Below are 23,104 nucleotides of genomic sequence, written 5' to 3'. Positions count from 1 at the left end.
ATTAAAAGGGTTCTTTAGATGTGTAATATTGCTAGAAAAACTTTGAATATTTGACGGTAAATAACTAAAAGATATGAAAAAGTATGTACATTTAAAATTTAACAAAGAAATATGTTGTGAATTACTACACAAAAAGTTCGAACTCGGGTAAAATGTAGAACTATAATATAGTAGTCATATATGTGACTTTGATGAGGTGAAAGTAATGAAAAGAATAGGTGTATTAACAAGCGGCGGAGATTCTCCAGGTATGAATCCTGCGGTTCGTGCTGTTGTGCGTAAAGCAATTCATGAAGGTATGGAAGTTTATGGTATCTTCCAAGGATATCAAGGATTAATAGAAGGAAATATTAAAAAGCTAGAAGTTGGAGATGTTGGTGACATCATTCAACGCGGCGGAACGATGCTTTATTCTGCAAGATGTCCAGAATTCAAAACAGAAGAAGGGCGTTTAAAAGGTATTGAAAACCTTAAGAAGCACGGTATTGAAGGCTTAGTAGTTATCGGTGGAGACGGATCATATATGGGAGCTGTAAAACTAACAGAGCTTGGTTTCCCTTGTATCGGTATTCCAGGAACAATTGATAACGACATTCCAGGAACAGATTTTACACTAGGATTTGATACGGCTCTTCATACGGTTATCGATGCAATTGATAAAATCCGTGATACGGCGACTTCTCATGAGCGTACGTTTATTATTGAAGTTATGGGTCGTAATGCAGGAGACATTGCTCTTTGGTCAGGTCTTGCTGGCGGTGCGGAAACAATCCTTATCCCAGAAGCAAAAGATGAGTTCCAAGAAATGGTTGATCGTTTGAGAAAAGGACAAGAGCGCGGTAAAAAGCACAGCATTATCGTGGTAGCTGAAGGTGTAGCCAATGGTAATGAAGTAGCGAAACAGCTTCATGAAGCTGCAGGTATTGAAACGCGTGTAACAGTATTAGGACACATTCAGCGCGGTGGTTCCCCAACTGCTCAAGATCGTGTGCTAGGAAGCCGTTTCGGCGGTCGTGCAGTCGAACTTTTACTAGAAGGTAAAGGCGGCCGTGCAATCGGTATCCGTAAAAATGAAATTGTAGATTATGATATTATGGAAATTTTAGGTGAACCTCACCATATCAATGCTGATATGTACCGTTTATCTAAAGAGCTTTCAATCTAATCACAGTGTTGCTGAGGCGAAACTTCTTATATTGAAGGAGTTTCGTCTTTTTTTGACTGCATCCCTGTCCCTTCACAGTGTTTGCATGTTTTCATGTAACCGATACCAGGAATAACAGCTAGCTTTCCGAGCCCTTTGCAAAAAGTGCAAATTAATTCAAAACCAAACATTGGTTCATCCCCTCTGTACACGTTTTCTTTCAGTTTATCATAAAAGTAGACAAATAATTTTAAAAATTATAGAAATAATCAAAAAAATGATTACATTTGAACAGCGAGTGATATAGTAAAGAGAGAAGACCATTTTATAAAAGAGGAGAGGAAGCGTGATGTTTAAACGAATTTTACTTGCCTCAGATGGCTCAGAGCATGCAGCTAAAGCAACAGAAAAAGCCGTTCAGCTGGCTCAGCTTACGGAAAACAGTTTTATTCAAGTTATTTATGCAGTAGAAGGTGATTCAAGATTAAAATCACTTAGCCGCGACGAGGAACGGGAAAGTCGGATACATACAACGGATGAAATTTTAAAGCAAGGAAACGTGGAGTATGAGATCACCTTTATGCACGGAGACGCGGCTAAAACAGTGATTCAATTTGCTAATCAAAATTCATTTGACCTTGTAGTAATAGGGAGCAGAGGGTTAAATCCTGTAAAAGGCATGCTGCTTGGAAGCGTTAGTTCTAAGATAGCACAGCAAGTAACAATTCCTGTGCTAATTGTTAAATAGGAGAGAAATGCAATGTCAAACCAGTACAAAGAATTAAAACAGCTCATTGATGATGCTAAACACATTTGTTTTTTTACGGGAGCAGGAATGAGCACAGAGTCGGGCATACCTGACTTTCGCTCTCAAAATGGCTTATATCGCCAAAACAAAAGCTTTGTGGACATAGTAGCTGCTGACTTCTATGAACAGTATCCTCATGAATTTTGGCCGCTGTTTAAAGAAATTTTTCATATTAAAATGCTGCATCATTATAAAGCAAATACGGGCCATCGCTTTATTGCTGAACTAGAAGACGCCAAAACCGTGCATGTGATTACGCAAAATATCGATGGGCTGCACCAAGATGCAGGAAGCACGAACGTTTTTGAAATTCATGGGTCCATTAAGAGAGCTCATTGTCCGAGGTGTAAAAAAGAGTATGACTTAGCGTATTTAAATCAGTCAGCTCTCCCACAATGTACAGCGTGTGAGCGCCTTTTAAAGCCAAATGTTGTTCTCTTTGGAGATGCCATTCATCAGTTCGATGAAGCAGTTACAGCAGCGCTGTCATCTGATTTATTCATCGTGCTTGGTTCATCGCTTGAAGTAGCACCGATTAATCAGATTCCGCTGCTTGTGAGCCGGTACAATCGTACAAATATGGTGATCATTAATAAAGAACCTACGCATTATGATTATTTGTTTGATTTGGTTATCTATGATTCCATTGGACAAGTGGTTGCAAATTTATAAGCGTCTATGCATGGACATAGCGCTTTTTTAGCATTTAGTGATAAAGTGTAGGGATGTATCATATGGTGTAGTACATCATCCATTCGCTAATGGATAGAAGGGATGTTTTTGCATATGAGTGGAGGCCTGAGAGTTTGTCTTTTCATTGTTGGTATTGCACTCAAAGTGACAGCTGTTTTGACTTTGATTTTTGAAATGAATCTTGTCCCTATTCACGGAAGGAGTCTCACTTATTATGCTGAAGCGATAGGTATGAAACTCCCCATTATCTGTTTTGTCCTTGGTTTTTTTTGTGTAGCAGCAAGCTTTTATTTGCCTGCTAAAAATCGCCGCACCAGTAAATAGCAAGGGCAGGAGACTAACTAAAACGTTTGACTGCAAAGTTTTTAACATTTAAAATAAAGTCAATAAGTTTAAAAAGAAATAGGATAATTATTCCTAAATCTTTTTAGATATACGGAAATAGAGGTGATTGGATGGGGCAGTGTACCACGTTGGCGAAGTAGCATTATATGCACCAGTGTCAAAGCGTACAATACAGTATTATACAAACCTACATTTGCTTCACGCATATCGCTCTTTATCACATAATCGCTCTTTTAAGGCGTTAACAGACTTTAACTTTATAAAGATTGTAAACTACTAAATTTTTTATAAATGAATTGGGAGAGAGAATCAGCGCTGAAGCAACATCATGAAATGAAGCGATGTGAGCCATTGCTTCACATCTAGAACAGCTGAATAAAGAATGACCTGCTAGATTAACGAGTGAAACGTGAGATAAGGAAGAAAGGCTGGCAGTTTTGCTCCATATAAAAATGTTTATACATTTATCATGTGATTCCTCCTTATATGCACTTTTCCAAGTGATCAGTACAGGGATAGAGTTCTTTATCCAAATTTTTTATTTTTTAGGAGGTGAGTCCTTACTCGTTTTTAAACGAGCTAAGGAACTTGATTGGACATATTTAACTTGATTTTACTAGCGGTACTGATTGCATTAACTGCTTTTTTCGTTGCTACCGAGTTTGCGATTATTCGCGTGAGGAGTTCCAAAGTGGATCAGCTTATAGCAGAAGGGAGCAGCAATGCAAAAGCTGCGAAGCAAGTTATTTCAAATTTAGATGAATACTTATCTGCGTGCCAGCTTGGTATTACGATTACTGCGCTGGGAATTGGTTGGTTAGGAGAGCCTACACTTTCGCATCTCCTGTCACCATTACTTGATCAACTAGGGATAAGCGGAGCGTTAACAAAAGTACTATCTGTTGCGATTTCTTTTGCGGTTGTTACATTTATAAATGTTGTGGTCGGAGAGCTTGCTCCGAAAACATTTGCAATTCAAAAAGCAGAGAAAGTCACTTTATTATTTGTTCGTCCGCTTATACTCTTTTATAAAGTAACCTATCCTTTCATTTGGCTATTAAACAGTTCTTCTCGTTTAATAACAGGGTTATTTGGTCTAAAGCCTGCTTCAGAAAATGAGCTTGCACACAGTGAAGAAGAGCTTCGCATCTTGTTATCAGAAAGCTATAAAAGCGGTGAAATCAATCAATCGGAGTTTAAATATGTAAGTAAAATTTTTGACTTTGATGATCGCGTTGCCAAGGAGATTATGGTGCCGCGTACGGAAGTCGTTTCAATTGACCAGGAAGATACGGTCGAATACATCCTTGAGATGGTCCAAGAAGAACGGTTTACCCGCTATCCGGTCATCGATGGAGATAAAGACCATATTATTGGAATGGTCAATATGAAAGAAATTTTAACCGAGATTGTCATGAACAACAGCAAGGAAAAAATAGATTTAAAACAGTATATCCGTCCTGTTATTGAAGTAATTGAATCGATTCCTATTCATGATTTATTGCTTAAGATGCAGCGTGAACGCATCCATATGGCTATTTTAATTGATGAATACGGTGGAACAGCAGGGATTGTAACAGTAGAGGATATTTTAGAAGAAATTGTCGGTGAAATTCGTGATGAATTTGATGCGGATGAACTTCCATTAATTCAGAAAGTCAAACCCGATCATTATATTGTAGATGGAAAATTATTAGTAAGTGAGCTTAACGAGCTGCTTGGCACGACAATTGATGATACGGATGTTGATACAATTGGAGGCTGGGTCTTAACGGAAAAATATGACGTCAAACAAGGAGAAAGCCTTAGCTTTGATCAGTATGATTTTACCGTTACGAAAATGGAAGGCCATCACATTCAATATATTGATGTGATTAAAAAACGTCAGGTACATCAAAGTACGGATGAAGCGGTTAATGTGTCGGACATGAACCAGTCACAGGCTTTATCTTCATAATAAGAAGGCGCATTGCGAAAGAGCAGTGCGTCTTTTTTTAAAAGAAAGTGTGGAGGGAAGATGACAAAGTCATATGATGGAACTATGGGATAATATTACCGCTATGAATCTTGAAATCAATTTGCTTTAATAAAAGTATGAAAACTCTATCAAAACTTTTATTAGTAACATTGTTGTCTGTCACTCTAGCTTTTGGTCTTAATAACACTGCGCAAGCAGCAACCGTACATACCGTTCAATCGGGAGATACGATGTGGAAAATAGCAGTAAAATATCAGGTGGGCGTTTCCGAGCTGATTGAAGCGAATTCTGCTATTAAAAATCCTAATTCGATCTATCCGGGACAAAAAATTACCATACCAACAGATAAAGCGGGAAGTTCATACGAAGAGCAAGTGGTTCAGCTAGTGAATCAAGAACGTGCTAAAGTAGGGCTTAAGCCTTTAAAGTCTAATTGGGAAGTAGCTCGCGTGGCTCGCTATAAATCGCAGGATATGATTGATAAAAATTATTTCAGTCATACATCGCCTACGTATGGAAGTCCGTTCGACATGATGAAAAAATTTGGCATTACATACAGTACAGCAGGTGAAAATATCGCTGCTGGACAAGCAACTCCAAAAGAAGTGGTTAACGCATGGATGAATAGCGAAGGTCACCGTAAAAACATACTATCAAGTCAATTTACCGAAATCGGAGTAGGTTACGCTAAAGGCGGAAGCTACGGTCATTACTGGACTCAAATGTTCATTTCAAACTAAAGAAGAAAGGAAAAAAAGCTGACTACTAAGTCAGCTTTTTTTAGCTTCGAGCACTTTCTAGAAATTCTTTTGGATTGCCAGAAAGCTTTCCGTCCTGCTCAACGATGAGTGTGCGTGTAGGGAAAGCAAATTCTACGCCTTCTTCTTCAAGAATGTCCATAATTTCGAAGTTTATATTTTCTTTTACATCTAAGTAATCAGCAAAAACGGTTGTATTTGTAAAGAAATACAGATAGATATTTAAACTAGATTCATAGAAACCGTCAAAATTTACAAGAATCGTTTCATTGTGAATTTCTTCGTGCTCAGTCAGCATCTTTTTAATTCTTGCCACTACGGTTTCTAACTTTTCTTTTGGTGTATTATAATTCAAGTTTAAATGAAAGGCAATTTGACGTTTCCCCATTTTAGCCCAGTTAATAATAGGTTCATTAGAAAGAGTAGCATTTGGAACCGTTACGACTGCTTGAGCGAACGTTCGAACTTTGGTGCTTCGAAACGTAATATCTTCTACAACGCCTTCAACACTTGGTGTTTTAATCCAATCTCCAATGGTAAAAGGCTTTTCAGTAATAATTACGATTCCGCCGAATAAATTACTAACGGTGTCTTTTGCGGCTAGGGCAAAAGCAAGACCACCTAAGCCAAGACCTGCTACAAAGCCGTTTACGTTAAAACCCCATTCTTCTGCGATGATGGAGATAGAAAGCATAACAACAACGATGCGGATAAACTTTTCAATAAAAGGAATAATGATTCGATCCACTTGGATATCAAAATTTTTGGCAAACGTTGCAAAAAATAAATTGGTAGAAGCAGCTAAATTATACAAGCCCCATCCTGCAAGGCCAACAGAAGCTGAACGAACTAAATGTCTTTCCGTATCGGCTGTTAAAACATCAAAGGGAAGATAGGGAAGAGCAAGCTTGAAACCAATAATCACAAAAATCCAGCGCAGCGGCTTTTCAAAAGCTTCTAAAACGCTCGTAATTAAATTGATTTTTTTATTTTTGACAAAACCAATAATAAACTTAAACAAATAAGTCGTGAAAAGCTTGCGAAGAATTAAAAAGATCAAAAAGATCCCAATCGCAATCACGATTTTTTTCCAATCATCTAACGATGATAGAGACTTCAAAAAATCCATACAATCCTCCTAGTTACCAAAACTGTGCTACAGTCCATTTATATCCGTCAATTGAAAGCATTCCTATGTAGAGTGTTCTTTACCCTAAATTCATGCTTTTTAAAAGCTTCTTCCCTATTAAAATAGCACAAAAATACCTGTAAATCTATTTAAGTGATAATTATGAATATATCTCTTTTTAGTAAAAGAGACAGACAATAGTCTGAAAATAAGTTGTATAATAAATAGGTGATATTATAAACGTTAATTTATCTTATTATTTATTTAAAACGTTCGTTGGAGGGAGAAAGCTTTGTTAAGTCAATTAAATAGAATGCTAGAAAAATTGATGCCGTTTATTACGCCGCTCAGCTTGCTCATAGGAGTTCTTATCGGTTCATCATTAAGTCAGTATACCTTCTTAATTCCATGGCTTTTTGCATTAATGACGTTTGCCGGAAGTTTGAATTCAAACTTTCACCAATTAAATGCCACGATACATCGTCCATTTCCAATCATTATGGCTCTGTTTGTTTTACATATTTTTATGCCAGCATGGGCTTGGAGCGTTGGCCAAGTGATTTTTCCACATGATGTATTTACAAGCACGGGTCTTTTGCTAGCAGCAATTATTCCAACGGGAGTGACTAGTTTTATATGGGTCTCGATTTACAAAGGAAGCATTCCTCTTGCACTATCCATTATTTTAATTGATACTCTTTTAGCACCGCTTATCGTTCCTTATACGCTTTTATTGGTGGTTGGAGACACCGTACATTTGGAAGCGCTAAAGTTAGTCAAAGATTTATGTTTTATGATTGTCCTTCCATCTTTGTTAGGCATGTGCTTAAATCAATATACAAAAGGAACAATTAAGCAGACCTTAGGACCAAAGCTGGCACCTGTTTCGAAAATAGGGTTAAGTGTGATGGTTATGGTAAACGGGGGAGTGATTGCACCTTATTTAAAACATATTGATAAAAAACTGCTGTTTATTATCGTGATCGTCTTTTTAATGAGTTCAGCTGGTTATTTCTTCAGCTGGATGATTGGCAAATGGCTAAGATGGGACCGAGCAAAAGTTGTGACGCTTACGTTTTGCGGAGGCATGAGAAATATTAGCGCCGGAGCCGTATTAGCCGTATCTTATTTTCCAGCTCCCGTTGCTGTACCGGTCGTATTAGGGATGTTATTTCAGCAGGTATTAGCTGCTTTATCAGGGCGTTTAGTTCAAAACTATTACCAGAAAAAAGACGCTGAATTTGCTTCATTAAAATAAATTAAAAAAGCAAGGGACGAACCACAGTAATCATAAAGTAAGCACTCTGGTTTAACGATCAGAGATAAGATACTTTTACACTTGCTGCGTTCAAGATAATGAGATGATTAGAAAAAGCTGCGGTGTGGCATACTAGAAAGAAAAAGGTCGGATATTCTTGCTTATCAATATAGCGCTGGCGTTTGTTTTACCTTGGATTTTTGGCACCCTCTATTTACATCCTAGAAATCGTCGTTTACTGCCTTTAGTAGGAACTGCTTTTTGCATTTTAGCAATCGTTATCAATGAATTAGGGAGCTATTATGGCTTTTGGAAACTCCGGACTTCTTTAGAAAATGAAGCATTAGAAGCGCTGCCTTTTAATTTAGGTGTTTATCCTGTATTGGCCAGCTATATGATTTTTTTAATCCAGCGAATCGGAAAGCCTCATTTTTTTATTTTTCTTATAGCGCTGTTTACAACATTTTTAGAAGGAACGTATATGTATATGGAAAGAGTTATATACGGAAACGGATGGAATCTCGGCTGGACATTTTTTTCCTACTGGATTCCGTACAGCGTAATTTATTTATACTATAGGTATTTGGTTAGTCTTAGACTGCTTCACTAGAAGAAAAAAAGAAGTAAATTTGCACAATAAAAAAAGCCGTGAGTATTCACGGCTTTTTTTATTAGATCGCTTCTTTAGAGCTAGATTTATCTTTTGAATGATCCCATGCATCAATATTATCAAGTCCAGAAATGCTGTCTTGATAGAAGACAGGGTCTTTTCCAGCTTTCTTTTGGGCAAGATAATCTTTGAGTGCGGCAAAGGCCACTTTCGAGAGCAGGAGAATTGCGATTAAGTTGACTACTACCATAAAGCCCATAAACAGGTCTGCTAAGTCCCATACAAGCTGAATTTGAGAAATAGAACCGAACACGATCATTGCAAGCACAGCAACACGATAAGTCATCAGCCAAGCTTTATTTGTGTTCAAGAACTCAATATTTGTTTCTCCGTAGTAGTAGTTACCAATTAATGTACTAAACGCAAATAGGAAAATCATAATTGCAAGAGCACCTGTTGCCCAAGAACCAATATGAGTGCTTAAAGCAGCTTGTGTTAATTCAATACCGCTTAAATTTTTATTTGTATAAGTACCTGAAAGTAAAATGATAAAGGCAGTACTACTACAAATAATAAGCGTATCCGTTAATACACCAAAGGCTTGAATTAATCCTTGTTTTACCGGGTGGCTTGTTGTTGCAGCTGCGGCTGCGTTTGGCGCACTACCCATACCCGCTTCGTTTGAGAATAATCCGCGTTTAATTCCTTGCATAAGAGCTGCTCCAAGAGAACCGCCAGCAATTTGCTCGAAACCAAATGCATTTTTAACGATTAACGCAATAAGAGAAGGCATTTCTTGAATGTTCATAATAATAATGAAGAGTGCTACTGCAATGTAGGCAACAGCTAGTACCACAACAATGTATTCTGACATTTTTGCAATACGCTTAACTCCGCCAAAAATAATGGCAGCGAAAGCCACTGTCATAATAATTCCTAACACTAGACGATTCGTTCCGAACGCATTTTCAAACGCAAGGGTAATCGTGTTTGATTGTACAGCATTAAAAATTAAGCCGAAGGATAAAGTGATTAAGACAGCAAACAGTCCGCCCATCCAGCGCTTTTTTAACCCTTTTTCCATATAGTAAGCCGGTCCGCCTCGGAAGCCGCCGTCTTTGTCTTTTACTTTGTATATTTGTGCTAGCGTACTCTCGACAAATGCTGAAGCTGAACCAATAACGGCAAGTACCCACATCCAAAATACAGCACCAGGTCCCCCTAAAGCGATCGCAATCGCAATACCTGTAATATTCCCCGTACCAACGCGGGCTGCCATACTGATACAAAACGCTTGGAATGGCGAAATTCCGTCTTTAGAAGAGCTATCCGCACCTTCTTTTAATACACGAATCATTTCTCTTAATAACCGAATTTGTAAAAACTTTGACCTGAATGTAAAAAACAAACCAAATGCAATCAGCATCGCAATCAGTAAGTAGGACCAAAGAAATTCGTTGATTGAACTAACAAAACCTTGAACTACTTCTTGCATAGTTTCACCTCTTCATGAATTATAGTAGAATAATAATAAAAAACGTGAATTTATAGAATTTTCCCTCTATTTAGATAGATCTCCCTATTTCCCCGCTGTTTTTCTTCATTATCCTTGTCGAATCTTGTTGCTAAATCTGAACCTTATATATATATAAAATAATAATTTTGGTCTTTTGTCAACTAACCTCACATGGAAAAATAGGGTGATATGACAAATGAAGCGGGTATGAAAAGGTGATAACAGCAGGGATGAAAGAAATTTCATTTTGTTTTACTTAATTGTTGCTAGAAAATAAAAGTTTTAGGCCAAGTACCCCAAAAACGGTTCCTTTTACATATTTTAATGTGTGCTGAAAGATACGGCTTTTTTTGACTTTTTTCCCAAGGCCAGAAGCAAATAGCGCAATAAGTGAAAAGATGATGAGCGTTTCGGCGATAAAGATGATCCCAAACAAAATCATCTGCAAACTTACATGTCCAAGAGACGAATTAACAAACTGCGGTAAGAACGTAATGAAGAAAATAGCTACTTTTGGATTGGTTAAGTTGCTAACAAATCCTTTTCTAAAGTGATGGTGGTGCTGAACGTTTTCTGTTAATTCCAACGGACCGCTTTTTTCGCGAAACGATTGGTAGGCTAAAAAGAGCAGGTACAGAACACCTACAACCTTTAGAATCGTAAAGGCAATAATTGATTTTTGAAAGATAATAGATAGCCCCACTGCGGCTAAAAGAGTATGTACAAATGTTCCCGTAATGGATCCCAGTACGGTTTTGATGCCTGCTTTGACGCCTGAAGCAATACTTTGTGTCATTACAAAAATCATGTCTTGTCCTGGTATTAAGACAATGATAAGTGACACGGCTATGTAAGGTATAAGCCAAGAAAATGTCATGATAATTCCCTCCCAACAGAATTTTAACCATTTCGACAAAAAGTTCTCAAGAGTGTGTGCTAATGAATTAATAGATTAATGGAGTAAAGCTAAGAGGATATAAGGGCGTAAAAAGAGGTTATTCTCCTTAATAAAAATCAATAAAAGGTGTAGGAAAAAAATAGGTGGTGTTGTATAATAATTCGATATACTTAATTTTTATAGAAAGAAGGTAAAATTTATGAACTACTGTTTAGCACAGCCGGAGGACGCTGCTACAGTTCACGATCTTATGCTGCAAGCCTTCTCCGTCTATCGCGATTCTGTCCCACCTTCCAGTGCTCTTGATGAAACAACGGAATCTATTATGCAATCGTTAAAGCATGGAAAAGAAGCTGTCATTTTATACGTCGAAAATAAGCCCGTAGCGATGGCGCGTTTTACGCTAGAAGAAACGAGCTTATATTTTTACCGTCTGTCTGTTATTCCTGCTTTTCAAGGAAAAGGACTGGCTAAACGGCTTATTCAATGGTTAGAAACATACGCCAAAGAGTGTGGTAAGGAAAGTTTATCATGCAAGGTGAGAATGAGTGTTTCTCGTAATATAGCTTTGTATGAATCAATCGGCTTTTACATAGAGAAAAAAGAAATCGTACATAGAGGGGGAGTGAATATTCCCGTAGTAAATATGAAAAAAGAGATTCTAAAAGGAGCAATGGCATGAATAAATCAACTCTTCCTTTACCGCCTCCTGTCTTTCTTTTAATCGGTGTATTAGCCGTTTCCTTTTCTTCTATTTTAATTAAATGGTCGGATGCGCCTGCTTCTATTTTAGGAATGTATAGACTGCTGTTTACCGTCCTTTTATTTTTACCGTTTTTACCATGGAGAAAAATGAAAATTCTTTTTAAAAACAGCACGGTAAAAGAATGGCTAATGCTAGCTGTATCAGGCGTGTTTTTAGGGCTTCACTTTCTGTTTTGGATGGAATCTTTTTCACATACAACAGTTGCTAGCGCTATGATTTTGACTGCGCTCGAGCCGGTCTTCGTAGTGATTGGAGCTTATTTTTTATTTAAAGAAAAAACAAGCAAAGTAGGAGTCATCAGTATTTTAATGGCTGTTAGCGGCTCGGTGATTATCGCATCGGGCGATATCGGAGTATCTAAAACGGCTCTTTACGGAGACTTACTTTCTGTTTTAGGTACAGTGGCCGTTTCTGTTCATATGCTGGCGGGGCAAGATCTATGCAGGAAAATGCCTCCAATCATCTATAGCTTCGCCGTTTTTTTAATCGGTGGACTGGTTCTATTTGTTTACAATATTTGTACAAACGTATCGCTGACTCAGTATGACACAAAGGATTGGTGGATCTTTTTGCTTTTAGCGCTTATTCCTAATATTTTTGGTCACGCCTTATTTAACTGGCTGTTAAAGTATGTAGGTGCTACAACGATTTCGATGGCTATTTTAGGCGAGCCAATTGGTGCCATCATTCTCGCCTATTTCTTGCTTGGAGAAATGACAACCATTTCTCAGCTAGCGGGAGGAATGATTGTGATGATTAGTGTGATGATCTTCTTAAAGTACAAAGCAGCAGAGCCCGAAAAAGTTATAGCTTTTCAAGAAAAGTCGAATATCAGCTAATGGGATAGGCAAGCAGCACCGAGTATGATACAGTTTATTTATCATTATTTACCATTTAGTAAAGAGGTTTTTATTAAACTACATAAAGCAGGTGTAAATATGCTGAAAAAACTAACGGACCACGTTTATTACTTTCCTCATTCTGAAGAAACGGATCGGCCGGTGCTCGGGCTTATATGCGGGGAGAAGTATAGTTTCCTCGTAGATGCTGGGAATTCTCCTGCGCATGCATCATCATTTTTAGAAGAAGTGGAAAAAATGGGAGCCCCTCCAATCAAAGGAGTAGCTATTACGCATTGGCACTGGGATCATACATTTGGCATTCATGCAATGAACAAATATACAATCAGCCATCATTTGACGAAGAAAAAGCTGGCCTATTTAAAGACACTGCGCTGGGACGATGATTCCTTGGATAAACGCGTCCAGGAAGGGGAGGAAATCGAATTTTGCCGGGATATGATAAAGAAAGAAATGCCGTGTCGAGAGACGTTAATTTTACGGGAGCCGGACGTAACGTTTCATCATCATATGGAAGTTGACCTAGGTGGAATCACTTGTTGCATTCAGCATATTGGAGGGGTACACGCGCAGGACTCGTCCGTTGTCTACGTCCCCAAAGAAAAAGTACTGTTTTTAGGTGATTGTCTATGTCCAGATTTTTATAGCGGTGACTGGAGTTATGATAAAGAAGACCTTGAGCGGATTCAGAGAGAACTTAAAAAATATGATGCGCAGTATTATCTTTCATCTCATTTTGACCCTGAAACTTCTGAGGAACTTTGGAGAGATTTAAACCAATTGAGTGCGATTGGAGAAATTGTAGGAAATGAAGTCGATTTAGAAAAAGCATGTTTTCAGTTTGAATGTGAAACGTATAAGAAGCCAACAAATGAGCAAAAAGAGAGAATACAGTATTTTGTTAATGGAAATGTCAAACGTAAAAGCAGAGAACTGTTTTAATAGTTTATGCATAGCATAATGGTAAATAAGCCCGCCTGTTCATACTATATTATGAGCAGGCGGGCTTATTTAATTGGTTATGCTGTGATATGAGTTTTAAGTTATGATACTAAAATAAATAACTTGACGAAACAAAGTTATAAAAATATAATAAGTTACATAAAGTAAGTTAATTAAAAAATGATCTATTTAAAAGGAGAAATAATCATGAACTTTCACCGTGCACCCCATGTATTTGTTGGGAAAGTAAATTTAAAAGTAGAAAATTTAGAGCGTTCACTTGCTTTTTATCAGCAAATAATCGGGTTTAAACTTTTAGGGAGAAAAGAGAACAAAGCCTTGTTAACAGCTGATGGACGCACGGCGCTTTTATCGATTGAACAGCCGGAAAACGTTACAGCAAAACAGCCTCGTACAACAGGCTTATATCATTTTGCTCTATTGTTGCCGACTCGTTCTGATTTAGGAAGTATTCTGCAGCATCTGTTAAATAGCGGTTATCCGCTTCAAGGGGCGTCTGATCATCTAGTGAGCGAAGCGCTGTACTTGGCAGATCCAGATGGAAACGGCATAGAGATTTATCGAGATCGTCCGTCAAGTACATGGGAATGGAATGACAGTGAAGTAGTAATGGCTACAAAACCTTTAGATGCAGAAGCGATATTAGCTGAAGGGAACGGTAAACCATGGACAGGATTACCTTCAGCTACCTTAATGGGACATATTCACCTTCACGTTTCTGAATTAAAGCAAACGGAAACCTTTTATCGAAATGGATTAGGTTTTGAGGTTGTGAGCAATTACCATAATCAAGCCTTGTTTATTTCAACTGGGCGCTATCATCATCACATCGGACTAAACGTTTGGAATGGAATTGGAGCGCCTAGTCCTCTTGAAAGCAGCGTTGGTTTGGACTCATTTACACTTGTTTTTCCAGCTGAAGAAGCAAGGGAACAGGCAATAAATCAGCTTCGTGAAATCGGAGCAGCTGTGTCTAAAGAAAACCAAGATTTCATCACAAAAGATCCATCAGGAAATATAATTAGATTAGTCCTTTAACATAAAAGCTGCCGCAGTTGGCAGCTTTTATTTATCGCAATGTTCGTCAAAATAGGCAAGAAATGTACACTTTTTTCTCAAATAGTAAGATGATAATGGCGAAAATAGTGTTATTTTCAGGGAAATAAACGAAGAGTCTTATGCTTAAAAAAGTTTGTAAACAAGCGTGCGTGGGAATAAAATACATATCAAGCATCGTTTCTTATCGTTATTGAATCTTTATATAAAGTCTTTTCATATAAAACCTTGAAGGAAGGGAGCGGAAACCTGTGAGATATAAAGTGAAACATTGGCTTAGATTAACTTCAGACGAGCGCTATCTTGTATTGTTTGCTACTGCTGCTTTGCAAAAAGAAAAGCGATAAAAGAGTTGTTAATAGTAAGGAAAGTAGCTTTATATGCTAACGAAAAGGTAATAAAAGGCCTGAAAATAATATATTTATTTTCAGGCCTTTTATTGTTTTCAAACCTTGTTCAAGTCAACTGTTGAGAGATAGCTTCGGCCGTTTGTTTGCCGTTTGTTATACACGCTGCAATGCCTACTCCATAGTAAGAACAGCCGGCTAATGTAATAGCGGGGTGCTTGTCATGCAATTTTCGAGTCAAGCTGCGTACGAGTTCACCGTGCTTAAGGTGATAGGTAGGCATCAATTTATCCCAATTTGTTACGTCGCTTTCAATGGGCTGCTCTTTGATCCCTAAGCTGTTTTTAATGTCCTTTTGTGCCACTGCTAGCAGCTCTTCTTTTGACATCGTCCGCAGGCTGTCAAAGTGGTGACTTGTGCTTTTATAGAACAGGCGAACTAACAAATTCCCTCGCTTAGAAGTGTGAGCCCATTTTTTGCTCGTCCACGTGCAGGCATTGGCAATTAAGTTGCTTGATTGAGAGGTAATAAACCCGGTGCCTTCAGCGGGAAGGTATTCGTCTGGAACGTCATAGCCGATGTACACGCTAATGAGAGAAGAATCTTTTAACTGCTCAAAGTCTTCGTTTAGTTCGGGATCGTTCAACAGATGCTGAGCAGCCGTGTGCGGTGTAGCTAACACCACGTAATCCGCTGAATAGGCTTGCCCCGGCGTAGTGATTTGATAGCGCTCATCGTACTGTTTTATGCTGGTGGTTGGCGTATCTTTTAAAATCGTTACATCAGAAAGCTCTTCTTCTAAGCGGTGAATAATCGTTGATAAACCTTGTTTAAACGAAATGAATTTTTTATTTCCTGCCGTTTTAAATTTTTTTTCATTGGCGCCCATTCCTTTGATGATGCTGCCGTACGTGTTTTTGTAGTCGAGCAGATACGGGAGAGTCGAAGAAATCGTGAGCTTGTCTAAATCGCCAGAGTAGACGCCCGATAAAATAGGTGCAATTTGCTTTTCTACTAGCTCTTCTCCTAAAAAATGTTTTAAAAAGAGTCCAATCGAGCTGTCTTTCGTAAACGTTGTATTTTTAGTAATTAAGTCTTTTAAAGCTGTAATTTTAGCTTTTGAAGAAATCAGCTCGCTTTTAAAAAGAGATTCCACGCTTGTTGGAATACCAAACATGGTATCTTCAGGAATTGGAAGCAGCTCATTAGCAGAGTAAATAAATGATTTGCCCGTTTCGTTATAGACTAAATCGTTTGTTAAGTACAGCTCTTCTAGCAGAGGCATAACGTTTTCTTTTCGAGCCACAATAGAATCCGCCCCTGTTTCCATAATAAATTCCCCAGCTTCACGCGTATTGATTTTCCCTCCTAGATGGGGATGTTTCTCTAGTAATAATAATTTAAGCGGAAGATTACGTTCTCGTTTTAGTTTCTGCAAATAGTACAGAGTGGTTAAGCCCGTAATTCCTCCTCCAATAACAGCGACCGTTTTCAAAATATTCACTCCTACATTTTCAACAATTAGTCTGTAATATACGAAAATCATACCACTATGACTAGGAAAAGTGTAATGAATTGATTGTGAACATAGTGTATGCAAACACGAAAAGAAATATTGAAACTATACGATTAGATATTTTGAAATTACATAAAATAAAAGCTCATACACGTAGAGAAAATGACTGAGACGCAGCAGTGAAGGAAGGAGGAAGCATCATGCTCGGCGGTTTTATGGAAACGCTGAAAAAAGACTGGCTCGCTTTAGTATTAATAAGTGTTCTTATATGCGGGATTACCTTAAATGTACGAGCTGAAGAGAAGAGCGGACGAAGCGGATACATCGAACCAAAGCTAGTTTTTCCTGTGATCAGTGATGTTCACATTAAGGAAACAGGAACGCTTGATTTGCGTACTTTTCAACATGCATTAACGCAATTAAATGAACAGGCACCGAAACAAGATGCATTCGTAGTCGTAGGAGATTTGGCCGACACAGGCGCGTTAAAAGAATACGATCGCTTTTTTTCTATTTATAATCAAAATAAACAGTCGCAGGCCGTGTCTCTTTTTACAATTGGCAACCATGAATACCGGGACAGTGTAACCAATCAGCAAGCGCAGCAGCGTTTTTTATCTAAAACCAAAATGAAGTCTCTTTACTTTCATCAAGTGATAAAAGGATATCATTTTATCATGCTTGGAACAGAAAGCCGTCTGACCGCCGGTGATTATTCAATCAAACAAATTAACTGGCTTGCTGAACAGTTGAAGATAGCAAAGCGAGACGATCCTAAAAAACCGATTTTTGTCTTTATTCATCAGCCTATTAACAATACATTGTACGGGAAAAACAGATGGGGGATAGAAGTGAATGAACAGCTTCTTTACAATACGTTAAAACCTTATCCGCAGGTCATTACGTTTTCTGGTCATACCCACCATCCGTTGGACGACCCTCGTACTATTTTTCAAAGAGATTTCACCTCTCTTGCAACGTCTTCTGTTCGGTATATATGGCCTGGTGCTGGATATTTACAAGGTGAACTTCCTCCTGGCTACCGAGATGTGAGTCAAGGTCTTCTTGTAGAGGTTTATAATCGAAAAGTAGTCGTTAAAAGGCGGGATTTTCACGCCAATAAGTGGACGGGAGAAGCGTGGGAAATTGACACACCTGCAGATACAAAAAAATTTCACTACACGAATGAGCGAGATTTAGTAAAACCGATTTTTCTTCCAAGCTCTACTATTTCTGTTATACAAGAAAAAGCTTCAGCAAATCAGCTTTATATCCAGTTTACGCAAGCGGTGGATAATCTGATGGTTCATTCTTATCGCATTACCGTCAAAAATAAAGAAACTGGAAAAGTGGTCAAAACATATAATGCATTTTCTCAATATTACAGCGATCCTGTTCCGGATGTTTTAAGTCTTCCGTTATCCGGTTTGCAGCCTCATACTGCGTATCAAATAGAAGTAGCGGCAGTGGATGCGTTTGATAATCAAAGCGATCAAAAATTAATGATTGAAGGCTCTACTAAATAGCTGAAAGAATCCTAATTTTTATTGATTCTTTTAGCTTTTTTTCATCTGTTTTTAATGTTATTTTCATTAGATTTTTAAGTGGAGTTGCTACACTGAAACTGTATTTAAAGTCATAATATGTAATTTTTATGAAAGTATCAAAATCAAAAGGAGTTTATATGAAAGGATCTTTTGTACGTTTTTTAGTAGTGGGACTGGTCAATACAGCAGTAGGTCTCTCCATTATGTATGTGCTGCTTCATATCTTTCATCATTACTGGATAGCGACGTTCGTCGGCAATGCAGCGGGGGCAGTCGTCAGCTACGTGTTAAATCGAATATTTACGTTTAAAAGCGGAGTTCATTTATCAAAAAGCATACTGCGTTTTATTTTAGTTATTGGCATTTGCTACGGCTTGTCTTACTATATTGGACTGCAGTTCTCCAGCTGGTTATTGCATCAACTTCCTGTTGCGGTGCGTCCGTTCAAAAAAGACGTCGGTATATTAATTGGAACAGGTCTGTATACGCTTTTAAATTATACGGGTCAAAAATACTTTGTATTTAATACAAAAAAAGAAGCAGTCGTCCAAGATTAGCTTTTAGTCATTATGAAATGGAAATAGGTGTTAACAGATGAAGAAAGAAACAGCTATGAATAAAGAAAAAACATTGCTTATTATCGCTTTCCTTTTGCTGCTTGCGTATGTATCTCCTATGTTTTTGCTTGGGGAAAATTCACATATACGCGTGCATGATAATTTAGACTCAAATATTACGTGGTATAAAGTTCTGCATCGAAGCGGAGAGCTGTTTGGCTCCAGTCATGCCGTATTACCTCAAATTATTAACGGATTGCCGAGGAATACGTTTGGAACAGAATTTAGCGGTATCCAGTGGCTATATGGTGTATTCCCGACCATGCTTGCATACAGCCTGAGTCAAACGATCACGCGCGTATTTGCTTTAATTGGAATGTATTTATTATTAAAAAAGCATTTTATTAAAAGCAAGGATGCGTATGCGATTCGAGTGCTTGTATCGCTTGCTTTTGCACTTACGCCATTTTGGCCTTCGGGCATGCTGAGTACATTAGGACAGCCGCTGGCGCTGTGGGCGTTTTTAACCATTCGAAACCGCGAAGGAACGTGGAAGGAATGGCTTACACTTTTACTGCTCCCGTTTTACGCGAGCTTTGTGCTCGGGTTTTTCTTCTTTTTAGCAGCGATGGGGCTGCTATGGCTAAGAGACGTAGTAAAAAAACGAGCGTGGAATATTCCTTTTTTAAGCAGTATTGCAGCGATGACTGCTGTCTTTCTGCTCATTGAATACCGACTTGTTGATTCGCTTTTATTTCCGGAGGCCCCGACGAGTCGAAATGAATTTTTAAGCTCTACTCTAAGCTTTGGACATTCCGTTCGCCTTGCTTTGAAGAACTATACGCTCGGGCATACGCATGTAATGACGCTTCATACTTTTGTCATTTTACCGCTTTCTTTTGTCGTATTGTGGTTTGTTGCTCGAAATCGCAAGGAAAAGCTTGAAAAAACGTTTTTGCAGTTATTTATTCTTAATCTACTACTGTCGATTTGGTATGCGTTTTGGTTTTATAAAGGTTGGGAGCCGCTAAAAGAAAAATATCAGCTTTTTAATACGTTCAACTTTGCTAGATTTCACTTTTTACGCCCGCTCATTATTTATTTGATGTTTGCCGTTGGCGGCTATGTTTTGTGGAAAAGGAGCAAGGCGTGGAAAAAGTTTGTGTGGGTATGTTTGATTTTACAGCTGCTTTTGTTATTTATAGCAAATCCTGAACTTTACTATCGCTACAATCACGAGCCTTCAGTCAAAGAATTTTATGCTGTGCATCAATTTGATGAAATAAGCAGATATATTGGAAAACCTAAATCATCTTATCGCGTAGCGAGCATAGGGCTTCATCCATCAATTGCTCAGTATAACGGCTTTTATACGCTAGATACGTATAACAACTTCTATCCGTTAACATATAAACATGAGTTTCGCAAAATTATTGCCAAAGAGCTTGATAAAAATAAAAAACTAGAAAGCTACTATGATCATTGGGGCAATCGCTGCTATTTGTTTGTTAGCGAGCTAGGGAAAAAATATGATTACCGAAAAGACTCAACGAAAAAAATCCGTCATTTGCAGCTTAATATCAGCCAATTTAAGAAAATGGGCGGTCGCTATATTTTTTCAGCTGTGCCAATTGAAAATGCTGAAAGCGACGGTTTGCACTTTTTAAAAGCATTTAACGATAAACAGTCCGCTTGGAAAGTGTATGTATATGAAGCAAAGTAAGGGGGCAATAACATGAACAGACCTATTTTAACGATCGTGGTTCCATGCTACAACGAAGAAGAAGTATTCACAGAGACGTCTTTTCAATTAACTACTGTAGTAAAAGAACTGATTAATGAACGACTTGTATCAAGTGAAAGCACTATTTTATTTGTAGACGATGGAAGTAAAGACAGCACGTGGTCGCTTATTGAAAAAGAAAGCTGCAGCAATTTGTTTGTAAAAGGGTTAAAGTTAGCGCGAAATGTAGGACATCAAAATGCTTTGCTTGCAGGATTAGAAGTAGCTCATAAGCAATCTGACTGCGTCATTTCCATTGACGCGGATTTGCAAGATGATATCAGCGTCATTCGTACTTTTGTAGAGAAATATTGGCTCGGGTATGAAGTTGTATATGGCGTTCGAGACAGCAGAGAAACCGATACATTTTTCAAACGAACCACGGCAGTAGGGTTTTATCGTTTTATGAACAAGCTAGGAATTCAGCTCATTCAAAATCACGCTGATTTTCGCCTTATGAGCAAACGTGCTCTTGGTGAACTCATGAAATATAAAGAAGGAAACGTCTTTTTGCGGGGCCTTGTACCATTAGTAGGATTTCGCTCCACGGAAGTCACATATGACCGCAAAGAACGGACGGCGGGTGAGTCAAAATATCCGCTAAAGAAAATGCTCGCTTTTGCATTTGACGGGATTACGTCTTTTAGCGTAGCACCTATACGCTTACTGACGCTGCTTGGAGGAGCTTCGTTTCTCTTTAGTATTTTGTTTGGCATTTATGCGCTGATTCAAAAATATTTAGATCATACGCAAATTGGCTGGACGTCTCTTATTTTATCAATTTGGCTTGTAGGCGGCCTGCAGCTAATGGGAATAGGTCTTGTCGGAGAATACATTGGCAAGATTTTCAACGAAGTGAAACAGCGTCCTAAATATGCGATTGAAAGAGATTTATATACAAAACACTCGTTAGACAAACAAAAAGATTTGCTGATGCATTAATTAAGAAGCTTCTCCTGAATGGAGAGGCTTTTTTGTTAAAGTGTTTATCATAATTTTTAAGGTAATAGGAGATGCTACTACTAAAATTTCTAAGGAGATCAAAATCTATGAAAAGACTACTTTATACAGTCAGCACTTTTTGTTTTGTTTGGCTTGCTTTTGCAACCATTCATGTCAGCGCTCTTTCGATTGAGAAACTTCCAATGAAGAAATCATCTGAACAATGGTCGGTCGAACTGACAAAAGCGAGCATGACGGGAGATAATCAGCTAAAGTGGAAAAATAACGTCTATCATACATATGGATTAACCGTTGAAAACATTGGAAAAGACGTAGAGCGTGTGCAGGTCCAAGCTTTTAGGCACGAAGGAAAAAATAAGGCGAAATACAGCTTGTTTTCTCCTATTGAAAGGTCTAACTTAAGCAAAAGCGGTCAGCGTTTTCGCTATGCCAATTTTGCTGTTCCTGGAAAAGCGGCAGGCTTAGACATCATGATTAACTGGACGGATGAACAAGGCAACCATCAAGAACATTTTGAATTTAAATAAAAGTCTTCGCTTAGGCGAAGACTTTTTTTTGCAGGAATTTATCTCTGTATGTGGAAAACGAACACGAAAGGAGAGATTGTGATGATTGCAAAAGCTACTGAAGAAGAAATACAGGAAATTCGGACGAAATCTGCTGATGCGCTGTTTGAAGGAACAACGCATCAGTTTCAACCGTCAACTGAACGCGTAAATGAACTAATTGATAATGCCCTTGAAAAAGGGTGTTATTATTTAGTATCTAGACAAGAAAATAAACTTGCAGGCTGGGTTTTTGTCGGTCCATCTGCCGACTTCTTTTCAAAAGCAGAAATTGGCTTTATCTACGAGTTATATGTTTTACCAGAATACCGCGGGCAAGGTCTAGCCAAGCCGTTAATGCAAAAAGCAATTGATGAATTGTCTATCAAAGGATACCCTGAAATCAGACTCAGCGTTCATGCTGGGAATTTTGCACAGCATGTGTACCGTGAACTTGGATTTGTAGATAAACAAATATCAATGAGCCTACAGGTGGCAAAACGTCCGTAATGTTGGTGAATGTCAGCGAGTCCATAAAACATAAGATGTTATACATGCGATGAGGTTCGGTAATGAAAGTAAAAGCAAATAAGTAGCCCAAACGGTGCTTTTATCCAGTGATTCAACAGCTCCGGCACCTGTATTACCTGAGGAGGGGGGATCTTCAAGCGCGTTCATAACTAAAGCCGCCGCTGCTAAAATAATCCCTCCAATGCTTCCGGTTGTTTTGACAATTGCAACGTGGAAAGTAGATGAAAAAGCAATGCTAAGAAGCAGCAGCAAGCTTCCCAAAAAAGCAGATAACATATATCGTTTCATGTGCTCACCATCCTTTATAAAATCATACCATATTTTACTTCTTTTTTCTTTTTATTGAAAAGCTATTGACGTAACCTATAAAACATATTAGAATAGTCAGAAATAATTTAAAAGCGAAATATTCTTATCTAGAGAGGTGGAGGGACTGGCCCTTTGAAGCCTCAGCAACCACAATCATTGAATGGTGCTAATTCCAGCATAGCCTAGCTCTGACAGATAAGAAGAGGAATCTTTTTCTATGATGA

The 23,104-nt window shown here is 38.2% G+C and carries 24 protein-coding genes and 1 riboswitch; of the genes, 18 read left to right on the top strand and 6 right to left on the bottom strand.

The features are described from left to right. Window positions 1–205: 205 nt before the first annotated feature. Window positions 206–1,165 carry a 6-phosphofructokinase gene (gene pfkA, locus LJY09_RS19690; RefSeq protein ID WP_028415086.1) on the top strand — a complete coding sequence of 320 codons (960 nt, stop codon included), beginning with the start codon at window positions 206–208 and terminating at the stop codon, window positions 1,163–1,165. Between the two features lie 26 nt (window positions 1,166–1,191). Here pfkA and LJY09_RS19685 read toward each other — a convergent pair whose 3' ends face one another. Beyond that, window positions 1,192–1,335: a hypothetical protein gene (locus LJY09_RS19685; protein WP_013058677.1), complete on the bottom strand. Its 144-nt coding sequence runs from the start codon at window positions 1,333–1,335 to the stop codon at window positions 1,192–1,194. 158 nt (window positions 1,336–1,493) lie between these two features. Between LJY09_RS19685 and LJY09_RS19680 the strand changes: the two genes are divergently transcribed. From LJY09_RS19680 to safA, 5 genes are all read left to right on the top strand, one after another. Beyond that, window positions 1,494–1,892, top strand: a complete 399-nt coding sequence (locus LJY09_RS19680; protein ID WP_013058676.1) for a universal stress protein — start codon at window positions 1,494–1,496, stop codon at window positions 1,890–1,892. Window positions 1,893–1,904: 12 nt separating this feature from the next. Beyond that, entirely contained in the window at window positions 1,905–2,624 is a 720-nt protein-coding gene (locus LJY09_RS19675; protein ID WP_028415085.1) for an NAD-dependent protein deacylase, read from the top strand. Between the two features lie 114 nt (window positions 2,625–2,738). Next, a complete protein-coding gene (locus LJY09_RS19670; RefSeq protein WP_016765278.1) occupies window positions 2,739–2,969 on the top strand; it encodes a YuzI family membrane protein in 231 nt (76 codons plus the stop codon). Between the two features lie 613 nt (window positions 2,970–3,582). After that, entirely contained in the window at window positions 3,583–4,947 is a 1,365-nt protein-coding gene (locus LJY09_RS19665; protein ID WP_028415084.1) for a hemolysin family protein, read from the top strand. 137 nt (window positions 4,948–5,084) lie between these two features. Then, window positions 5,085–5,708 (top strand): SafA/ExsA family spore coat assembly protein, encoded by a 624-nt coding sequence (safA, locus tag LJY09_RS19660; protein ID WP_074677042.1) that lies wholly within the window; start codon window positions 5,085–5,087, stop codon window positions 5,706–5,708. Between the two features lie 40 nt (window positions 5,709–5,748). On the opposite strand, the gene LJY09_RS19655 is transcribed toward safA, so the two are convergent. Then, window positions 5,749–6,855, bottom strand: coding sequence for a mechanosensitive ion channel family protein (locus LJY09_RS19655; protein WP_025750169.1), 1,107 nt, complete (start codon window positions 6,853–6,855; stop codon window positions 5,749–5,751). Window positions 6,856–7,147: 292 nt separating this feature from the next. Here LJY09_RS19655 and LJY09_RS19650 point away from each other — a divergent pair, with 292 nt between their 5' ends. Continuing rightward, window positions 7,148–8,113: a bile acid:sodium symporter family protein gene (locus tag LJY09_RS19650; RefSeq protein ID WP_028415083.1), complete on the top strand. Its 966-nt coding sequence runs from the start codon at window positions 7,148–7,150 to the stop codon at window positions 8,111–8,113. Window positions 8,114–8,270: 157 nt separating this feature from the next. Continuing rightward, on the top strand, window positions 8,271–8,723 hold the full coding sequence (locus LJY09_RS19645) for a CBO0543 family protein (RefSeq protein WP_028415082.1): 453 nt from the start codon (window positions 8,271–8,273) through the stop codon (window positions 8,721–8,723). Between the two features lie 61 nt (window positions 8,724–8,784). On the opposite strand, the gene LJY09_RS19640 is transcribed toward LJY09_RS19645, so the two are convergent. Beyond that, entirely contained in the window at window positions 8,785–10,218 is a 1,434-nt protein-coding gene (locus LJY09_RS19640) for an alanine/glycine:cation symporter family protein (RefSeq protein WP_154973184.1), read from the bottom strand. Window positions 10,219–10,495: 277 nt separating this feature from the next. Next, window positions 10,496–11,116, bottom strand: coding sequence for a LysE family translocator (locus LJY09_RS19635; RefSeq protein WP_028415080.1), 621 nt, complete (start codon window positions 11,114–11,116; stop codon window positions 10,496–10,498). 220 nt (window positions 11,117–11,336) lie between these two features. Between LJY09_RS19635 and LJY09_RS19630 the strand changes: the two genes are divergently transcribed. The 4 genes from LJY09_RS19630 to LJY09_RS19615 all read left to right on the top strand — a co-directional run bounded on the left by LJY09_RS19630 (window position 11,337) and on the right by LJY09_RS19615 (window position 14,764). Continuing rightward, window positions 11,337–11,819: a GNAT family N-acetyltransferase gene (locus LJY09_RS19630; RefSeq protein WP_154973186.1), complete on the top strand. Its 483-nt coding sequence runs from the start codon at window positions 11,337–11,339 to the stop codon at window positions 11,817–11,819. Further along, entirely contained in the window at window positions 11,816–12,742 is a 927-nt protein-coding gene (locus tag LJY09_RS19625) for a DMT family transporter (RefSeq protein WP_033579879.1), read from the top strand. Before LJY09_RS19630 ends, LJY09_RS19625 begins: the two co-directional genes overlap by 4 nt. Window positions 12,743–12,766: 24 nt before the next feature. Further along, window positions 12,767–13,705, top strand: coding sequence for an MBL fold metallo-hydrolase (locus tag LJY09_RS19620; protein WP_028415077.1), 939 nt, complete (start codon window positions 12,767–12,769; stop codon window positions 13,703–13,705). Window positions 13,706–13,912: 207 nt separating this feature from the next. Beyond that, the gene (locus LJY09_RS19615; RefSeq protein WP_154989807.1) at window positions 13,913–14,764 is read left to right on the top strand and encodes a VOC family protein; all 852 of its coding nucleotides are present in this window, start codon (window positions 13,913–13,915) and stop codon (window positions 14,762–14,764) included. A 474-nt stretch (window positions 14,765–15,238) separates the two neighbouring features. Here LJY09_RS19615 and LJY09_RS19610 read toward each other — a convergent pair whose 3' ends face one another. Then, a complete protein-coding gene (locus LJY09_RS19610; RefSeq protein ID WP_028415075.1) occupies window positions 15,239–16,624 on the bottom strand; it encodes a protoporphyrinogen oxidase in 1,386 nt (461 codons plus the stop codon). Window positions 16,625–16,845: 221 nt separating this feature from the next. On the opposite strand from LJY09_RS19610, the gene LJY09_RS19605 reads away from it, so the two are divergent. The 6 genes from LJY09_RS19605 to LJY09_RS19580 all read left to right on the top strand — a co-directional run bounded on the left by LJY09_RS19605 (window position 16,846) and on the right by LJY09_RS19580 (window position 22,550). After that, a complete protein-coding gene (locus LJY09_RS19605) occupies window positions 16,846–18,171 on the top strand; it encodes a metallophosphoesterase (RefSeq protein ID WP_034328197.1) in 1,326 nt (441 codons plus the stop codon). A gap of 158 nt (window positions 18,172–18,329) precedes the next feature. After that, window positions 18,330–18,749: a GtrA family protein gene (locus tag LJY09_RS19600; protein WP_228307408.1), complete on the top strand. Its 420-nt coding sequence runs from the start codon at window positions 18,330–18,332 to the stop codon at window positions 18,747–18,749. Between the two features lie 37 nt (window positions 18,750–18,786). Continuing rightward, the gene (locus tag LJY09_RS19595) at window positions 18,787–20,472 is read left to right on the top strand and encodes a DUF6044 family protein (RefSeq protein WP_228307407.1); all 1,686 of its coding nucleotides are present in this window, start codon (window positions 18,787–18,789) and stop codon (window positions 20,470–20,472) included. Between the two features lie 12 nt (window positions 20,473–20,484). Beyond that, entirely contained in the window at window positions 20,485–21,474 is a 990-nt protein-coding gene (locus tag LJY09_RS19590; RefSeq protein ID WP_028415072.1) for a glycosyltransferase family 2 protein, read from the top strand. 107 nt (window positions 21,475–21,581) lie between these two features. Further along, complete coding sequence (locus LJY09_RS19585; protein ID WP_028415071.1) at window positions 21,582–22,022, top strand: hypothetical protein; 441 nt, start codon at window positions 21,582–21,584, stop codon at window positions 22,020–22,022. 81 nt (window positions 22,023–22,103) lie between these two features. Then, window positions 22,104–22,550: a GNAT family N-acetyltransferase gene (locus LJY09_RS19580; RefSeq protein WP_028415070.1), complete on the top strand. Its 447-nt coding sequence runs from the start codon at window positions 22,104–22,106 to the stop codon at window positions 22,548–22,550. A gap of 12 nt (window positions 22,551–22,562) precedes the next feature. Here the strand turns inward: LJY09_RS19580 and LJY09_RS19575 are convergent, their stop codons facing one another. Continuing rightward, entirely contained in the window at window positions 22,563–22,859 is a 297-nt protein-coding gene (locus LJY09_RS19575; RefSeq protein ID WP_014458607.1) for a hypothetical protein, read from the bottom strand. Window positions 22,860–22,980: 121 nt separating this feature from the next. After that, a riboswitch (SAM riboswitch) is annotated at window positions 22,981–23,082 on the top strand. The last annotated feature ends 22 nt before the right edge of the window (window positions 23,083–23,104 follow it).

Origin of the sequence: Priestia sp. J2, from assembly GCF_020790095.1 — a bacterium.
GTDB lineage: Bacteria > Bacillota > Bacilli > Bacillales > Bacillaceae_H > Priestia > Priestia zanthoxyli.
Note: the sequence above shows the minus strand (reverse complement) of the source record. Positions and strands in the feature narration are given on the sequence as shown.

What these genes read in the sequence shown, in the direction of transcription:
- LJY09_RS19620 (WP_028415077.1), top strand. Translation starts at nt 12,767, where the DNA reads ATGATACAGTTTATTTATCATTATTTACCATTTAGTAAAGAGGTTTTT.
- LJY09_RS19655 (WP_025750169.1), bottom strand. Translation starts at nt 6,855, where the DNA reads ATGGATTTTTTGAAGTCTCTATCATCGTTAGATGATTGGAAAAAAATC.
- LJY09_RS19575 (WP_014458607.1), bottom strand. Translation starts at nt 22,859, where the DNA reads ATGAAACGATATATGTTATCTGCTTTTTTGGGAAGCTTGCTGCTGCTT.
- LJY09_RS19595 (WP_228307407.1), top strand. Translation starts at nt 18,787, where the DNA reads ATGAAGAAAGAAACAGCTATGAATAAAGAAAAAACATTGCTTATTATC.
- LJY09_RS19600 (WP_228307408.1), top strand. Translation starts at nt 18,330, where the DNA reads ATGAAAGGATCTTTTGTACGTTTTTTAGTAGTGGGACTGGTCAATACA.
- LJY09_RS19580 (WP_028415070.1), top strand. Translation starts at nt 22,104, where the DNA reads ATGATTGCAAAAGCTACTGAAGAAGAAATACAGGAAATTCGGACGAAA.
- LJY09_RS19585 (WP_028415071.1), top strand. Translation starts at nt 21,582, where the DNA reads ATGAAAAGACTACTTTATACAGTCAGCACTTTTTGTTTTGTTTGGCTT.
- safA (WP_074677042.1), top strand. Translation starts at nt 5,085, where the DNA reads ATGAAAACTCTATCAAAACTTTTATTAGTAACATTGTTGTCTGTCACT.
- LJY09_RS19685 (WP_013058677.1), bottom strand. Translation starts at nt 1,335, where the DNA reads ATGTTTGGTTTTGAATTAATTTGCACTTTTTGCAAAGGGCTCGGAAAG.
- LJY09_RS19670 (WP_016765278.1), top strand. Translation starts at nt 2,739, where the DNA reads ATGAGTGGAGGCCTGAGAGTTTGTCTTTTCATTGTTGGTATTGCACTC.
- LJY09_RS19640 (WP_154973184.1), bottom strand. Translation starts at nt 10,218, where the DNA reads ATGCAAGAAGTAGTTCAAGGTTTTGTTAGTTCAATCAACGAATTTCTT.
- LJY09_RS19615 (WP_154989807.1), top strand. Translation starts at nt 13,913, where the DNA reads ATGAACTTTCACCGTGCACCCCATGTATTTGTTGGGAAAGTAAATTTA.
- LJY09_RS19675 (WP_028415085.1), top strand. Translation starts at nt 1,905, where the DNA reads ATGTCAAACCAGTACAAAGAATTAAAACAGCTCATTGATGATGCTAAA.
- LJY09_RS19605 (WP_034328197.1), top strand. Translation starts at nt 16,846, where the DNA reads ATGCTCGGCGGTTTTATGGAAACGCTGAAAAAAGACTGGCTCGCTTTA.
- LJY09_RS19630 (WP_154973186.1), top strand. Translation starts at nt 11,337, where the DNA reads ATGAACTACTGTTTAGCACAGCCGGAGGACGCTGCTACAGTTCACGAT.
- LJY09_RS19680 (WP_013058676.1), top strand. Translation starts at nt 1,494, where the DNA reads ATGTTTAAACGAATTTTACTTGCCTCAGATGGCTCAGAGCATGCAGCT.
- LJY09_RS19625 (WP_033579879.1), top strand. Translation starts at nt 11,816, where the DNA reads ATGAATAAATCAACTCTTCCTTTACCGCCTCCTGTCTTTCTTTTAATC.
- LJY09_RS19590 (WP_028415072.1), top strand. Translation starts at nt 20,485, where the DNA reads ATGAACAGACCTATTTTAACGATCGTGGTTCCATGCTACAACGAAGAA.
- LJY09_RS19635 (WP_028415080.1), bottom strand. Translation starts at nt 11,116, where the DNA reads ATGACATTTTCTTGGCTTATACCTTACATAGCCGTGTCACTTATCATT.
- pfkA (WP_028415086.1), top strand. Translation starts at nt 206, where the DNA reads ATGAAAAGAATAGGTGTATTAACAAGCGGCGGAGATTCTCCAGGTATG.